A 14738-nucleotide genomic window follows, 5' to 3' on the forward strand; every position below is an offset into this window, starting at 1 on the left:
TAGACTCACAATCTGAATGGGTCCGCTAACCAAAACGCCGGGCTTGCGATGGGCCGGCGCCGTAAAACGCCGAGCTTGCTTGACAGGGGAGGCGGGCCGGAGAAAGTTGCGTGGGGGCAGGAACGCAATGCGGGGTTGCCCATGGACGCGTCGCGGAGCGCACCAGTCGAAGGAGCACCGTCTTGGCTGTGGTCATCACCTCCCTGATCCTTTTCCTCATCGGCCTGGCGGTTGGCGGCGGCGGCATCTGGCTCGTGACGCTGGGGGGCAGCTGGTATTACGTCATCGTCGGTCTAGCTTTCCTTGTCGCGGCCTGGCTGCTCTACAGGCGCAGATCCACGGCGCTGTGGCTCTACGCGGCGATCGTGCTCGGCACGCTCGCCTGGGCGGTCTGGGAGATCGGCTTCGACTGGTGGGAGCTCGGCCCGCGCGGCGGCATCATCGTGCTTGTCGCGCTATGGCTGTTGACGCCATGGGCGCGGCGCGGGCTTACCGGTCCCGACGGACGCGCACCGCTTATCCTCGCCGTGCTGGCATCGCTTGCCGTCGCCGGCTATTCGATGACGACCGATCCAAAGGATATTACGGGTGAACTCAACACCGACAAGGTGACGCCGACGGCCGATCTCGGCGGCAACGTGCCGGCTGGCGAATGGCACTATTACGGTCGCACGCAATATGGCCAGCGTTATTCGCCGCTCGACCAGATCACCGCCGAAAACGTTGCCAATCTGCAGCCGGCCTGGACCTATCGCACCGGCGACGTGAAAGGGCCCGACGACATCGGCGAGACGACCTATCAGGTGACGCCGCTAAAAATCGCCGACACGCTCTACATCTGCACGCCGCATAATTTCGCCATCGCCATCGATGCCGCGAGCGGTAAGGAGAAATGGCGCTTCGATCCGCAGGTCAAGCTCAACAAGGACCGCCAGCACCAGACCTGCCGCGGCGCGTCCTATTATGCCGATGCCAAGGTCGCCGCTGGCCAGCCCTGCGCCACACGCATCTACCTGCCGACATCCGACGCCCGGCTGATCGCGCTCGATGCGGCGAATGGCCAGGTCTGCCCGACTTTCGCCGAAGGCGGCACGCTGAACCTGCTCGCCAACATGCCATATCCGAAGCCGGGCTATTATTATTCGACCTCGGCGCCGCTGATCGTCGCCAACAAGATCATCGTCGGCGGCGCGGTCAACGACAATTATTCGACGCAGGAGCCGTCCGGGGTCATCCGTGCCTACGATGCCGACACCGGCGCGCTGTTGTGGAATTGGGATTCCGGCAATCCGGACCAGACGATGCCGCTGCCGCCGGACCAGACCTACACCAACAACTCACCCAACATGTGGTCGACGGCGAGCGTCGACGAGAAGCTCGGGCTGCTTTATGTGCCGCTCGGCAACAAGACGCCGGACCAGCTCGGCGCCGGGCGCAGCGCCAATGACGAGAAATTCTCCTCGTCGATCACCGCGCTCGATCTCAACAGCGGACAATTGCGCTGGGTGCGGCAGACCGTGCACCACGATCTCTGGGACATGGACGTGCCGGCGCAGCCGACGCTGGTCGACATCACCACGGAAAGTGGCATGGTGCCGGCGCTGGTCGGGCCGACCAAGCAGGGCGACCTCTATGTTTTCGACCGGCGCAGTGGCGAGCCGATCGTTCCGGTCAAGGAAGTACCGGCGCCGGGCGGCGCGATCGAGGGCGACCATACCTCGCCGACGCAGCCGCTCTCGGATCTCAGCTTCAGTCCGAAACCGCTGACCGGCGCCGACATGTGGGGCATTACCATGTTCGACCAGCTGGCCTGCCGGATCGAGCTTCGGAAGTTGCGCTATGAGGGCCGCTACACGCCGCCGTCGCTGCAGGGCTCGCTGATCTACCCCGGCAATTTCGGCACCTTCAACTGGGGCGGCGTGGCAGTCGATCCGGTCCGGCAGGTGATGTTCGGCATGCCGACGTACCTGGCGTTCATCTCCAAGCTGGTGCCGCGCGCCGACGTGCCGCCGCCCGGCGACACCAAGGGCAGCGAACAAGGCCTGAATCGCAATGACGGTGCGCCTTACGCAGTGATATTGAAGCCGTTCCTGTCGCCGCTCGGCATTCCCTGCCAGGCGCCGCCCTGGGGCTATGTGGCGGGTGCCGACCTTCGGACCGGCAAGATCGTCTACAAGCATCGCAATGGCACCGTCTACGACATGACGCCATTGCCGCTGCCGTTCAAGGTCGGCGTGCCCGGCATTGGCGGGCCGATGATCACTGCCGGCGGCATCGCCTTCCTCGGTGCGGCGGTCGATGACTATGTGCGCGCTTATGACCTGACGACCGGCAAACAGCTCTGGCAGGCGCGGCTGCCGGCGGGCGGGCAGTCGACACCGATGACCTACACGATAGCCGACGGGCGCCAGTTGGTCGTCATCGTTGCCGGCGGCCACGGCTCGGTCGGTACCAAGCCGGGCGACTATGTGATGGCCTATACGCTGCCGAAATAGAGAAGTTCCTTCAAAGCCCGAGATGCCCTTTCAGGTCTGGTACCGATGCAAGTACCTCACTGGTCAGCTGCGGGCCGGCTGCTGCCTCGGCCTGCTGGACCAGCATCGTGCCGGCCTGGCTGATCTGTGCCAGCGTGAGGCCTGATGCCTTGAGTATGGCGACGCCGTTGATCAGCGCGCCGGTCTTTTCGCCGAGAGCGCCGCCGAGCGCGCCCTCCAGCGAGGACAGGAGGCCACCACCGGAAGCTGCGCCGGGAGCCATGACATCATATTGCTTGGCCAGGGCGTCGGCTCCCGGGATCTTGGCGAAGAAGCTGGACAGAGTCGTGCCTTCCGCCTCGTGTTCGAGCACCGAGAAAATCGTGCCGGCGATCTTTTCCGTCAAAGCCTGGTTGAGACCGGATTTCTGGGAGACGGTGTTGATGATGTCCTGAACGTTCATGACCTTTCCTCAGGCTTTGGTGTTTGCGGGCGGGTGCCGGTTGGCGCGGATTTTGATCAACGATCGTTTGAATGCGGTGAAGACAGTGAACCGCAGCGCCAGCAAAGCCATAGCGGCGAGGGCGAACCCACTTGCAAGAAGCGGGGAGGGAAAGGTCATGGGCGTATTCCTTCGTCGTCAATCAGGCATTCTTTTCCCGCCAAATGGCCATTGTCGTTCGCCAAATGGCCCGAGTAAGGCATAGCCCTTCTTTTTACATTGTGGTGCGTGCATTTAGCATTGCCACAAAGGACCAAAATTTAACGACAGTGCGGCGCGCGGCATCACGGCCCACGTGCAGGGACTTATGGCAGCCTCACTCAGCCGTGACTGGACCAGGCAAGCTTCGGCTCTATGTTGCCGCGGGGGGCGCCGACGAGGAGCGCGCCATGACAACACCTGCCGGACCCACTGCCGCCGAGCCTGTCATTACCCAGGCGATGATCGATGCCTATTACGAATACACGCACCTGACGCTCGACCGGCGGCGCTTCATGGAGCAATTGACCAGGCTTGCCGGATCGGGTGCGGCAGCTGCCGCGATCGCGCCGCTGCTGGCGGCGAACTCGGCCCAGGCGGCAATCGTGGCGGAAGACGATCCGCGGGTGAAAGGCGAGGACATCAGCTATCCGGGCAGCGGCGGCGAGATGAAGGGCTATCTGGTCAAGCCGGCGGACCAGACCGGCAAGCTCGGCACGGTCATCGTCGTGCATGAAAACCGGGGGCTCAACCCGCATATTCGCGATGTGGCGCGGCGCGTGGCGCTGGAAGGGTTCGTGGCGCTTGCGCCGGACTTCATGACACCGCTCGGCGGCACGCCGGACGATGAAAACAGGGCACGTGACCTGTTTTCCCAGCTCGATCCAGCACAGGTCGCCGCCAATGCCGTGGCAACGGTCGTCTACCTCAAAGGCTACAAGGACGGCAACGGCAAAGTCGGCGCCGTCGGCTTCTGCTGGGGCGGCGGCACGGTGAACATGCTGGCCGTCAACGCGCCGGACCTCGCCGCCGCCGTCGCCTATTACGGCATGCAGCCAAAGGCCGAGGACGTGCCGAAGATCAAGGCCGCGCTCATGCTGCATTATGCCGGGCTCGACACCCGCACCAATGCCGGCATCGATGCCTTCAAGAAGGCACTCGACGCGGCTCATGTCGAATACTCGGTCTATGTCTATGAAGGTGCCAACCATGCCTTCAACAACGACACGTCGGCGGCCCGCTACGACAAGAAGGCGGCTGACCTCGCCTGGGGCCGGACGATCGCTTTCCTCAAGGAGAAGCTGGCCTGATCAGGTGGGCGCCGGCGCCGGTTTGTGAAGGGCGACGCCGGCCACCACCAGCGCGATGCCGATGCAGTCGGTGAGGCTCGGCACCTGCCGCAGCACAATGACGCCGATCAACGTCGCGGTGACCGGCAGCAAAGACAGCATCAGCGCGAAGCTGGAGCGCGGCAGCCGCGACATGGCAAGCTGGTCGCAAATATAGGGAATGACCGACGAGCAGATGCCGACGCCGACCGCCGCAAACAGCAGCGGCGGCGCCGAGAAAGCCGGCAGAGCATCGGCGAAACCGATCGGCAGAACGACGAGAAGGGCGACCGCCATGGCGGCACCCAGCCCGGCGATGCCATCGCCGGCGCCGCCGCGCGCGATACGGTGGCCGAGCACGATGTAGCCAACGAACAGCGTGCCGTTGAGGAAGGCCCAGAACAGGCCGACGAGATCGCTCGACCATTTGACGTCGATCAGCAACAGGGTGCCGGCGACAGCGATTGCGAGGGCGGCGAGATTGCGCGGGCTTCTGAGGCCAACAAGCGCAACGCCGATGGTGCCGACGAATTCGATCGCCGCCACCAGCGAGATCGGCAGCCGGTCGAGCGCCAGGTAAAACGAGCAATTCATCACCCCAAGGCAGACGCCAAAAGCCACAAGCAACAACCGCGTCGAGCGGTCGGCGCGGGCGAAGACCGCCCATGGCCAGGTCAGCGGCGCAAAGACGAGTGCTGCGGTGGCGATGCGCAGCCACGCCATGCCGAGCACGCCGACATGCGGGAACAGCAGCACCGCCAAGGCCGGTCCGAGATAGTGGAACACGGCGCTGACGCCGAACCAGAGATGCGGCGGGACCGCGTTTGCCAAGGTAAAGGCGGGGCCGGCGAGTGCCGGACTTGCTGCGGGGGCTTGCGTCCGATCTTGCATGGGATCAGTATCGCAGGCGATTTTTGCCATTGATATGGATGATGGCCGGGCATTGCGGCCATTTCCTTTCTGAAAGCAAGGAGTATTCCGCTGAAACGCCTTCGAAATGAAAATAGCGATCTGGATCCGGCGGACCTGAAAATCCTGCGCCTGCTGGAAAAGGACGCGCGCACCAGCACCGCCGAACTGGCGCGGTCGGTCGGCCTGTCGGCGCCGAGCGTTGCCGAGCGCATCAAGCGGCTGCAGGAAAGCGGTGTGATCGAGGCCTATACGGTGCGTATCAATCCGGCCGCGCTCGGCATGAAGCTGTCGGCATGGCTGCGCATCAGGCCGGTGCCGGGCCAATTGGCCGTCGTGGCCGAGATCATCCGCGAGCTGCCGGAAATCGCCCAATGCGACAGGGTGACCGGCGAGGACTGTTTCATCGCTTTGGCGCATGTCGGCTCGGTGGCCGAGCTCGAACGGGTGATCGACCGGATCATTCCGTTCGCGATGACCAATACGGCGATCATCCAGTCGTCGCCGGTCACAGCGCGCTCGCCGCTGGGGGCGGTGAAGCGCCAGCCTTGACGCTTGGGATCGTTCGCCAGCACATCATCAGAAATGCAAACCGGACGGCCGGTCTGTTTCTTCCCCACTGTTCAGGCGTGGCCGCGTTTCATCCGCGCCTGCTTCAGGATGGCGCGCCAGCGGATCATGGCGAAGGGGATCGGCTCGTTGTTGTTGGCGATGTGGAAGATCTCGTTGTTGAGGTTCTTCAGCGAGCGCCAGAAATCATAGTCGGTGATGCGTGGGTCAGCCGCCAGCCTGTCCGCTTCGACCTTGATATCGGTTTTCATGCACGTTCCCCGAACCGCTGCTGCTCCGCCGCCCGTATCGCAATTCGATGCGGATGGTTTTCCAACGCCGCGCTGAGTCGTTCAACGTCTCAATTCGGCTTGTTCACGTTAAAACCTCGGTAAGGTTAACGGCGGTTGGACCGTGGTTCAAGCCGGCTTACGACGAATACCGATCGAGCGGCCGGCGCGCTCCGGCATCGGCAGGGCGGCATGGGCGGCGCGCATCGCTTCCACCCTGGCCAGGACGTCGGCGGGGAAGGGCGCTACCTTCGGGCCAGCCATGTCGACATGCAGCGACAGCGTTTCGGATGTGGCGGCAAGCCAGCCGTCGCGATGCCGGATTTCCTGATAGGCCCTCAGCCGCTTCTCGTCATGGTCGAGGAGTTGGAACGAGACCGTGACCTTGTGGTCGAGATGCAACTCCTGGACGTAGCAGACATGCACTTCCGCGGTGTAGATGGTCAGCCGTCGTTCTTTCACATAATCCGGCCCCATCCCCATCATCTCGAATGCTTCGTCGGAGCAACGATCGAACAGCACGTTGTAATAGGCCATGTTGAGATGGCCGTTGTAGTCGATCCAGGCCTCCTCGATGTCCATGGCGCGAGAGACGAAAGGGGCGGGGATGGGCATCGGAAACTTCCTTCTCGTCATGCCGGGGTGAGCGTGGACTGGACAGAGCGTGCTTGGTGAGACTACGCATCCGTAGAAGCAGAACAAGGGTGGACGCTGGTCCATTCGCGGAGGAATCGATGGCTCTAAGCGACCTCAATCCGGTCGAGCGCAACGAAGAAGGCATTGCCGCCGTGCTCGGCATCCTCAAGCAGCGGCTCGGCGAGCGATTCCAGACCGGCCAGGCGATCCGCGCCCAGCACGCGCACACCACGACCTATATCCCGACGCAGGCGCCGGACGGTGTCGCCTTTGCCGAGACGACGGAGGAGGTGCAGGAGATCGTGCGCGCATGCGCGGCGCATCGCGTGCCGGTGATCGCCTTCGGCGTCGGCTCTTCGCTGGAAGGTCACACCAATGCGCCGGGCGGCGGCATCTCACTCGATACGTCACGCATGAACCGCATCACTGCGGTCAATCCGCAGGACCTCGACTGCATCGTCGAGCCCGGCGTGACGCGCGAGGACCTCAACCGGCACCTGCGCGACACCGGCCTGTTCTTTCCGATCGACCCGGGCGCCAACGCCTCGCTCGGCGGCATGGCGGCGACGCGTGCGTCGGGCACCAACGCGGTGCGCTACGGCACGATGCGCGAGAACGTCCTGTCGCTGACGGCGGTGATGGCCGACGGGGAAGCAGTGACGACCGGCAAGCGCGCCAAGAAAAGCTCGGCCGGCTATGATTTGACGCGGCTGCTGATCGGTTCGGAGGGCACGCTTGGCATCATCACCCAGTTGACCTTGAAGCTGCAGGGCATTCCGCAGGCGATTTCGGGCGGCGTCTGCCCGTTTCCCAGCGTCGAGGCAGCCTGCAACGCGGTGATCGCGACCATCCAGATGGGCATTCCGGTGGCGCGCATCGAATTGGTCAACGCGCTGCAGATGCGGGCGATGAAGACCTATTCGAAGCTCGACTATCCGGAGAGCCCCTGCCTGTTCGTCGAGTTCCACGGCAGCGATGCCGGCGTTGCCGAGCAGGCCGAGACCTTCGGCATGATCGCCGAGGAAAATGGCGGCGGCCCGTTCCTGTGGACCAGCGTCGCCGAAGAGCGGACAAAATTGTGGAAAGCCAGGCACGATGCCTATTGGTCGTCGCTGACGCTGCGGCCGGGCGCCAAGGGCCTCTCGACCGATGTCTGCGTGCCGATCTCGCGCTTTGCCGAATGCGTCACCGAGACCGAGGCGGATATCGCGGAGATGGGCCTGATCGCGCCGATCGTCGGTCATGCCGGCGACGGCAATTTCCATGTGCTGGTGCTGATGGACGTGGACGATCCGAAAGAGATCGCGCTGGCGGAAAAATTCGTGGCGCGGCTCAATATGAGGGCCATCGCCATGGACGGCACCTGCACTGGCGAGCATGGCATAGGGCAGGGCAAGATCGGCTTCCTGCGGCACGAGCTTGGCCATGGCGTCGACATCATGCGCACGATCAAGCAGGCGCTCGATCCGCTGAACATCATGAACCCGGGCAAGATATTGCCGGGAAAGGACTGACATCAGGCCGCTGCCGCGCCCCGATTTGCCACTTTATCGACACGCTGATGCGGGTAGAGTGCCACTGACTTTACTATCAACTGTCTAGGAGTTCATGCTCGCACGCCTGTTCGTGATCTTCGGTGGGCTTCTTGTGCTGGTGCTGTGTGCGGCGCTGGTGGTGCCGTACTTTGTCGACTGGACAGGTTACCGCGCCGATTTCGAGCGCGAGGCCAGTGCCGTCCTGGGCCGCAAGGTGACCGTGCGAGGCGATGCGACGGCAAGGCTGCTGCCGTTCCCCTCGGTGACCTTCTCGAACGTCGCCGTTGCCGGTGGCCCCAACGGCCAGCCGGCGATGACCGTCGAAACCTTTTCGATGGATGCAGAACTTGCGCCATTCCTGCGCGGCGAGGTGCTGATCTTCGACATGCGGCTGGTGCGGCCGAAGGCGACGATCGACATCGCCGCCGACGGCACGGTCGACTGGACGATACGGCCGTCCTCGCCCTTCGATCCCGGCCAGATCTCCATCGAGAAGCTGACGGTGACGGAAGGACAGATCGCGCTCAGCCACGCCGCCGGCGGGCGCAGCCATCTTATTTCCGAGATCAACTCGACGATCTCGGCCAAGTCGCTGGCCGGCCCCTGGCGGCTGGACGGCTCGCTGTTGCTGGACGGGTTGCGGACCACGATCGCCGCTTCCACCGGCAAGACCGAACCGGACGGGCAAATGCGGCTCCGGCTCAAGGCCGATCCGGATGACTATCCGCTGGTCATCGAGACCGACGGCAATGTGGGCCTCGTCGAGGGCGCCGCGGTCTATTCGGGCCAGTTCAAGATATCGGGCGCAGACCGAACTGCGGCGCAGCTGCGCGGCACCGGCGGCGAGGCACTGAAAGTCAGCGCCGGCAAACCGGACCCGGGCTTCAGGCTGAACGGCAAGTTTTCGCTCGACCACCAGAAGCTCGGCGTCGACGAATTCCGCTTCGAGACGGGACCGCTCGACAATCCCTACACCGCCGACGGCAAGGCTGCGGTCGACCTTGGGCTGAAGCCGCATTTCTCGATCGAGGCCAATGGCGCGCAGGTGCAGTTCGACGAGGCCGTGGGGGCGGCGGCCGGTGCCGGATTGACGCTATCCGAGCGGGTGGCGGCGCTGGAGCAGGCGCTGCTCGATCTGCCGAAGCCAACCATACCGGGCACGGTCGAGGTGAAACTGCCGGCGGTGGTGGCAGGCGACACCACCGTTCGCGACGTGCATCTGTCAGCCGAGCCGGCCGAGGGCGGCTGGGCGGTAAAATCGCTGGCCGCCACGCTGCCCGGCCGCGCCAAGCTGGAAGCCAATGGCATGGTCAGCGTCGAGGATCATTTCGGTTTCACCGGATCGCTGCTTCTGGCGGTGGCGCAGCCCTCCGGCTTTGCCGCATGGCTGTCGAAGGACGTCGACGAGGCGATCCGCCGCTTGCCGGCCGCCGGCTTCAAGGCCAAGGTGGATTTGAGCGAGAAGCACCAGGCCTTCAGCGATCTCGAACTCATCCTCGGCAAGGCGAAGTTCTCCGGCCGCATCGATTCCAGCCAGCCCGACGACACCCGTCCATCGGTGCTGATGCAACTGAAAGGTGGCGAACTCGATGTCGATGGGCTCGCCGCCTTCGCCTCGATCTTCGTCAGCGACAAGGGCGCCAACCGCTTTTCCGACCGCGACCTCGATTTCCAGATCAAGGCCGGGCCGGTCAGCGCCGGCGGGTTGACCGCCGATAGCGTCGACACCGCGCTTAGATTGCGCGATGGGCTGCTTGAGATCGATCGCCTGTCGGTCGGCGGACTTGCCGGCGCCTCGATCAGCGCCACCGGTCGAATTAAGGATTTCCCGGCGAGCCCGACCGGCAAGCTCGACGCCTCGGTGGTCGCCGTCGACCTCAAGCCGCTGATCGACGTCGCCGTCCGGCATTATCCCGACAATGCAGTGCTGAAGGGGCTGGCGGAGCGTGCTGCTGCCTATCCCGAGCTGTTCCAGGATGCGCGTATCGATGCGGTCACGAGTGCCGCAGACAATGGCGACGGTACGACTGGACTGGCAATGAGCGCACAGGGCAAGGCCGGTGGCTCGGCCTTTTCGGCGTCGTTGTCCGGCAAAGGGGCGCTCGACCGGCCTCTCGAAGCGCCGGTGACACTGACCTTCAACGCAAGGAATGCCGACGCCACCGCACTTCTGGCGCTTTACGGTCTGCCGGCACTGCCGCTCGGCATGCTCGGCGAGGCGACCACCGACGTCTCGGCCAAAGGCACGCTTGGCGGCGGCCTGGCGACACGCTTCAGCCTGGCCGGCAACGACTTCAAAGCTGGTTTCGACGGGACAATTGCCGACACGTCTCAGGGCGCGGCCGCCAAGGGCAAGGTCAGCCTTGAAACGGCCGACATCGAGCCATGGCTGATGACGACCGGCGTCGGCCTGCCCGGCATGGGCACCGGCATGTCGACGTCGCTTGCAGCCGATGCCGATTACGGCAATGGTCTCCTGGTGCTGAGCGGCCTCAGCGGCGCCGTCAACGAAGCGGCGGTTTCCGGTGACGTAAATATCGACATCAAAGAGGGGCTGCCGCATCTTGCCGGCGCGCTGTCGCTGGACGAGCTGGACCTCGATCCGATGGCGGTGATGCTGTTCGGTGACCAGGCCTTCTTTGTCAATGACAGGACCTGGCCGACGGCACCGTTCAGCCAGAAATCCAGTCTGCCATTTACCGCCGATCTCGATCTGACGGCGGCGTCGCTTGCCGCCGGCCCGCTTGCCACCGCCTATGACGCTGCGCTGTCGCTGCAGCTCGACCAGGAGGGCATCCGCGTTTCCGACCTCAAGGCAAAGTTCCTCGGCGGCGCGTTGAGTGGCCTGTTCGAGCTCAAGAACAATGACGGCACCGGGCTTTTCTCCGGTCAGATGAAACTCGCCGGCGCCGATCTGGCAGCCGTGCTGCCGGAGGCCGGCATCAGCGGAAGCGGCGAGTTCTCGACGGCGCTTTCGACCAGCGGCAAATCGCTCGACGCGATGGTTGCGGCGCTGTCCGGTTCCGGCACGGCAACGCTCAAGGGCATGACTATTGCCGGCTTCAATCCCGATGCCTTTGGCGCATTCATCGCCAAGGCCGATGCGATAGGGCGCGATATCGACGCCTCGAAGACCGCCGGCTTCGTGCCGCAGATCGCCGCGGCGGGCAGTTTTCCGGCGCAGGACACCGATATTGCCTTCACCATCGCCGGCGGCACGCTGAGGGCGCCGCCGGTCAAATTCGAAAGCCCGGGCGCGACGCTGTCCGCCGACATCACCGCCGATCTGAACACCAGCACCGTCGATGCCAAGGGCGAGATCGCTTACCGGCCCGGCGACGAGGCGCTGGTCGGCTCCGAACCGATTTTGAATTTCAGCGTCGACGGGCCGTTCGGCGCCACCAAACGGCAGTTCGACAGCGAGCCGCTGGCACAGTTCCTGACCCAGCGTGCGCTGGAAAAGGAGCAGCAGCGGGTCGAAGCCATGCAAGCCGCATTGCTCGAGAAACAAAGGCTGCGGCGGGAGGTGCGCTACTACGCTGCGCTGCAAACCGAGCGTGAAAGAGCGGCGGAGGAACTGCGCAGGCAACAGGAAGCAGCGCGGCTGAAGGCCGAAGCCGAGGCTCAGGCCCAAGCCGAAGCCGAGGCGAGGGCGCAAGCTGAAGCCAAGGCGAAAGCTGAAGCGGACGCCAAGGCACAGGCGGATGCGGAGGCGAGGGCCCAGGCTGAGGCCAAAGCGAAGGCTGAAGCGGACGCCAAGGCAAAGGCCGAAGCTGAGGCGCAGGCCCAAGCGGAAGCGGAGGCCAGGGCGCAGGCTGAAGCCAAGGCAAAGGCGGATGCAGCGGCGAAAGCCGAAGCCGAGGCCAGGGCGAAAGCCGAGGCGGCTGCAAAGGCCGAAGCGGATGCCGAAGCCAAAGCCAAGGCGGCGCAACAGGCTGCCGAGGAAGCAGCGCAGGCCGAAGAACAGCAACGCCAGAGGGCGGAAGAGGCGTTGCGGATCGCCTCGGAAGAGAAGGCAAGGCTCGACGCCGAACGCAAGGCCGCGGCGGAGCGAGCGGAACGGGCGCCACCGGCCGCAAATAACGTGCCACCGCCAGTGCAGCCCCCGCCAAAGCTCAAGTTCGATCCCTCGTCGATCGACGATCTGCTGAAATCGTTGAATGGCGGGTAATCTAAAGCGCGTCGCGTTTGAACGGATTCAGGCGACGCGCTTTAAGGTCGTGTTTTTATGCATGTCACTATCGCAAAATCGCTGCGCACTTTGCGCGACAGGCATTGGTGCGGGAAGGAAAGAGTTTGGGCCTAAATCACCGCCCTATTAATAGTTGCAGGGATCAACCAGTGTGAAGCTGTTGTGGAAAATGAAATTGTCCATGCTCACGGTAATGCTGAGATCAAGGGCCCGAACGTGATGCCACCACGCGATGGGAACGAAGAGTACATCTCCGGGATCGATCGTGACGACAAAGTGACGAATTCCTCGCAGATCAATCGGTGAGCGCTCGGGGTGCTCTGGGTCAGCGGCGGTGAATACGCCGACAACGTTGTTCATGTGCCGGATCGACTCTGTCGGATACAGGATGATCCGCTTCCGACCCAGGACCTGTGCGATCAGGAGATTGGTCTTATCGTGGTGAAGGGGCGTCACTGTGCCTGCAGGCCCCAACCAGAGAAACGTACGGCCCCGCCGTAACGTGCTGTCCAGCAACCCCGAGACGCCCCCAATGTCGTCGAAGAGTGGAGCAAGCCGCTCGCTCTGGAGGGCATAGTTATTAGCCACCAGGTAGTAATCGTTCGTTTGACCGCCGACCAAAAGCATCGAGACGAAGTCGGCCATCGTCGTTTGTGTCATGTGGGTGCGAGCGTTGATTTCGTACCATGGATCGGCTTGCCTGTTCGATGTGATCATGACGGGAGCGTTTCCATAGCGGTCGGCGAAGTGCTGCGGGGACCATTTGTACAATGCCGGCCAGTGCCTGATCGCTTTGCGCAGGACCAAGGGCCGGTTCCGCGAGTAATAGTCAGCGAAGAAGGTGGATGGGTCGATGCCACTTCGCTCGTCAACCACATCCTGCGGAATCGCCTGTGCAAGCTGCTGGACCATGGACAGTAGCATTTCGGTTTTTTTCAACCGACTGGTGATGGATCGTCCGACCTTAACAGAAGGATGCTCGGCCATTGACGCAATGGCGCTGCGGGCGGTCCCTTCGTCGATCCCATTAGCAACAAGGCGTTCGACCATGGTGTCAGGTGCCACGTTCATCATCAGGTTCTCGCTGATCCAGCAATCCCAGTGACGAGGAATAGTAGATTCGCTCATGGATGAACTCCTATCCTAGTGGTAAGGAATAGAGTCACTTGTGGGTAAAAGGAATATCATTTTTCGTAAGGCACTGTCTGGTGTATTCTTCCAGGCGTGGCGCGAGCCTCGTCCAAGCCTCCGAGCGAACTCCAGGAAGATTCATGAGCGACGACAGGCAAAGCAGAGCTCGCGAACATCGCTTACTCCGCAGCGCCGCGGCGACGCGCAGGGCAGTGGCCCTGTTCAGGGCAATGTCCAACGACTACCTGCTCCGGGAGCAGTTCATCACTGACCCGGCACAGATATGGTCCGAGTACGTTTACGGCACAACGCTGCCTCCGCAACGCGCCTCGGTCATCAATCAATTCGTCTACTCAGTTATGTCAAACCCTGGGCTGGTTCGCTGGCTCGGCGAGTACGTGACAGGACGCGCTACCCGGCCCTCGCATCAGGAATTCATGCTCGATTTCGGCCGAGGCGTCGTAGAGAACGAGGGGCGGCACGTGATGTACGCGTTCACGCGCGCGGCCATCGACAATGAAGCCATCTTCCCGTTCGACGATTCGATCCTCGATATTCTTTTTGGCGGCGGCGTCGTTGAACGTCCCGTTGGCGAGACCGCCAGACCTGGGACGCGCGGAGGCACAGAAGGTACATTAGGCGGGACTGGTCCAGGCACGGAAGGGACATTCGGCGGCACGTTCGGCACCGCCGGGACGCTCGGCGGCACGGCTGGAACGTTCGGCGGAACAGAAGGGACATTTGGCGGCACCGCTGGAACGTTCGGCGGAACAGAAGGGACATTTGGCGGCACCGCTGGAACGTTCGGCGGAACAGAAGGGACATTCGGCGGCACCGCCGGGACGCTCGGCGGCACCGCTGGAACGTTCGGCGGAACAGAAGGGACATTCGGCGGCACCGCCGGGACGCTCGGCGGCACCGCCGGGACATTCGGCGGCACCGCCGGGACATTCGGCGGCACCGCCGGGACGTTCGGCGGCACGGGTGGCACAGCCATGACACATGGAACGTTCGGTCAAGGCACGGGCATGGTCACCGAGATGAGCACCGGCACCGGCGGCACTCAAATGAGCACCGGAACCGGGGGCACTCAGATGAGCACCGGCACGCCGACTCCCGTCCCGACGCCACCCACTCCTGCACCGACGCCTACGCCTGCGCCGCCCACTCCTGCACCCACCCCACCGACCCCAGCGCCGACGCCGCCCACGCC

Annotated in this window: 11 protein-coding genes and 1 pseudogene; 6 read left to right on the top strand and 6 right to left on the bottom strand. The window is 63.6% G+C overall.

The features are described from left to right. The first annotated feature begins 182 nt into the window (after positions 1-182). Complete coding sequence (locus NKI67_RS24930; protein ID WP_352647418.1) at positions 183-2495, top strand: glucose/quinate/shikimate family membrane-bound PQQ-dependent dehydrogenase; 2313 nt, start codon at positions 183-185, stop codon at positions 2493-2495. Positions 2496-2505: 10 nt separating this feature from the next. Here NKI67_RS24930 and NKI67_RS24935 read toward each other — a convergent pair whose 3' ends face one another. After that, entirely contained in the window at positions 2506-2937 is a 432-nt protein-coding gene (locus tag NKI67_RS24935) for a hypothetical protein (protein ID WP_352636639.1), read from the bottom strand. A gap of 9 nt (positions 2938-2946) precedes the next feature. After that, the gene (locus NKI67_RS24940; protein WP_352636640.1) at positions 2947-3096 is read right to left on the bottom strand and encodes a hypothetical protein; all 150 of its coding nucleotides are present in this window, start codon (positions 3094-3096) and stop codon (positions 2947-2949) included. 269 nt (positions 3097-3365) lie between these two features. On the opposite strand from NKI67_RS24940, the gene NKI67_RS24945 reads away from it, so the two are divergent. Continuing rightward, on the top strand, positions 3366-4265 hold the full coding sequence (locus tag NKI67_RS24945) for a dienelactone hydrolase family protein (RefSeq protein ID WP_352647421.1): 900 nt from the start codon (positions 3366-3368) through the stop codon (positions 4263-4265). On the opposite strand, the gene NKI67_RS24950 is transcribed toward NKI67_RS24945, so the two are convergent. Next, the gene (locus tag NKI67_RS24950) at positions 4266-5174 is read right to left on the bottom strand and encodes an EamA family transporter (RefSeq protein ID WP_352647423.1); all 909 of its coding nucleotides are present in this window, start codon (positions 5172-5174) and stop codon (positions 4266-4268) included. It abuts the gene before it with no gap. Positions 5175-5264: 90 nt separating this feature from the next. Between NKI67_RS24950 and NKI67_RS24955 the strand changes: the two genes are divergently transcribed. Further along, positions 5265-5744, top strand: a complete 480-nt coding sequence (locus tag NKI67_RS24955) for an Lrp/AsnC family transcriptional regulator (RefSeq protein WP_352647432.1) — start codon at positions 5265-5267, stop codon at positions 5742-5744. A 71-nt stretch (positions 5745-5815) separates the two neighbouring features. Here the strand turns inward: NKI67_RS24955 and NKI67_RS24960 are convergent, their stop codons facing one another. Next, a complete protein-coding gene (locus NKI67_RS24960) occupies positions 5816-6013 on the bottom strand; it encodes a hypothetical protein (RefSeq protein WP_023676715.1) in 198 nt (65 codons plus the stop codon). A gap of 147 nt (positions 6014-6160) precedes the next feature. Then, positions 6161-6646: a thioesterase family protein gene (locus NKI67_RS24965; protein WP_352505630.1), complete on the bottom strand. Its 486-nt coding sequence runs from the start codon at positions 6644-6646 to the stop codon at positions 6161-6163. A gap of 119 nt (positions 6647-6765) precedes the next feature. Between NKI67_RS24965 and NKI67_RS24970 the strand changes: the two genes are divergently transcribed. Together NKI67_RS24970 and NKI67_RS24975 are read left to right on the top strand one after the other, a co-directional pair. Further along, entirely contained in the window at positions 6766-8181 is a 1416-nt protein-coding gene (locus NKI67_RS24970; protein WP_352647425.1) for an FAD-binding oxidoreductase, read from the top strand. A gap of 94 nt (positions 8182-8275) precedes the next feature. Beyond that, positions 8276-12373: an AsmA family protein gene (locus NKI67_RS24975; protein WP_352647427.1), complete on the top strand. Its 4098-nt coding sequence runs from the start codon at positions 8276-8278 to the stop codon at positions 12371-12373. 147 nt (positions 12374-12520) lie between these two features. On the opposite strand, the gene NKI67_RS24980 is transcribed toward NKI67_RS24975, so the two are convergent. Next, positions 12521-13522, bottom strand: a complete 1002-nt coding sequence (locus tag NKI67_RS24980) for a cupin-like domain-containing protein (RefSeq protein ID WP_352647429.1) — start codon at positions 13520-13522, stop codon at positions 12521-12523. 143 nt (positions 13523-13665) lie between these two features. Between NKI67_RS24980 and NKI67_RS24985 the strand changes: the two are divergent. Continuing rightward, positions 13666-14738 (top strand): annotated as a pseudogene (locus NKI67_RS24985) (hypothetical protein); the annotation flags it as partial.

Source organism: Mesorhizobium sp. M0408, from assembly GCF_040321495.1.
In the GTDB taxonomy this organism is placed as follows: Bacteria; Pseudomonadota; Alphaproteobacteria; order Rhizobiales; family Rhizobiaceae; genus Mesorhizobium.

Bases quoted from the DNA above. Each gene is read 5' to 3' on its own strand.
- NKI67_RS24935 (WP_352636639.1), bottom strand. From the start codon at position 2,937: ATGAACGTTCAGGACATCATCAACACCGTCTCCCAGAAATCCGGTCTC.
- NKI67_RS24940 (WP_352636640.1), bottom strand. From the start codon at position 3,096: ATGACCTTTCCCTCCCCGCTTCTTGCAAGTGGGTTCGCCCTCGCCGCT.
- NKI67_RS24945 (WP_352647421.1), top strand. From the start codon at position 3,366: ATGACAACACCTGCCGGACCCACTGCCGCCGAGCCTGTCATTACCCAG.
- NKI67_RS24950 (WP_352647423.1), bottom strand. From the start codon at position 5,174: ATGCAAGATCGGACGCAAGCCCCCGCAGCAAGTCCGGCACTCGCCGGC.
- NKI67_RS24960 (WP_023676715.1), bottom strand. From the start codon at position 6,013: ATGAAAACCGATATCAAGGTCGAAGCGGACAGGCTGGCGGCTGACCCA.
- NKI67_RS24965 (WP_352505630.1), bottom strand. From the start codon at position 6,646: ATGCCCATCCCCGCCCCTTTCGTCTCTCGCGCCATGGACATCGAGGAG.
- NKI67_RS24970 (WP_352647425.1), top strand. From the start codon at position 6,766: ATGGCTCTAAGCGACCTCAATCCGGTCGAGCGCAACGAAGAAGGCATT.
- NKI67_RS24975 (WP_352647427.1), top strand. From the start codon at position 8,276: ATGCTCGCACGCCTGTTCGTGATCTTCGGTGGGCTTCTTGTGCTGGTG.
- NKI67_RS24980 (WP_352647429.1), bottom strand. From the start codon at position 13,522: ATGAGCGAATCTACTATTCCTCGTCACTGGGATTGCTGGATCAGCGAG.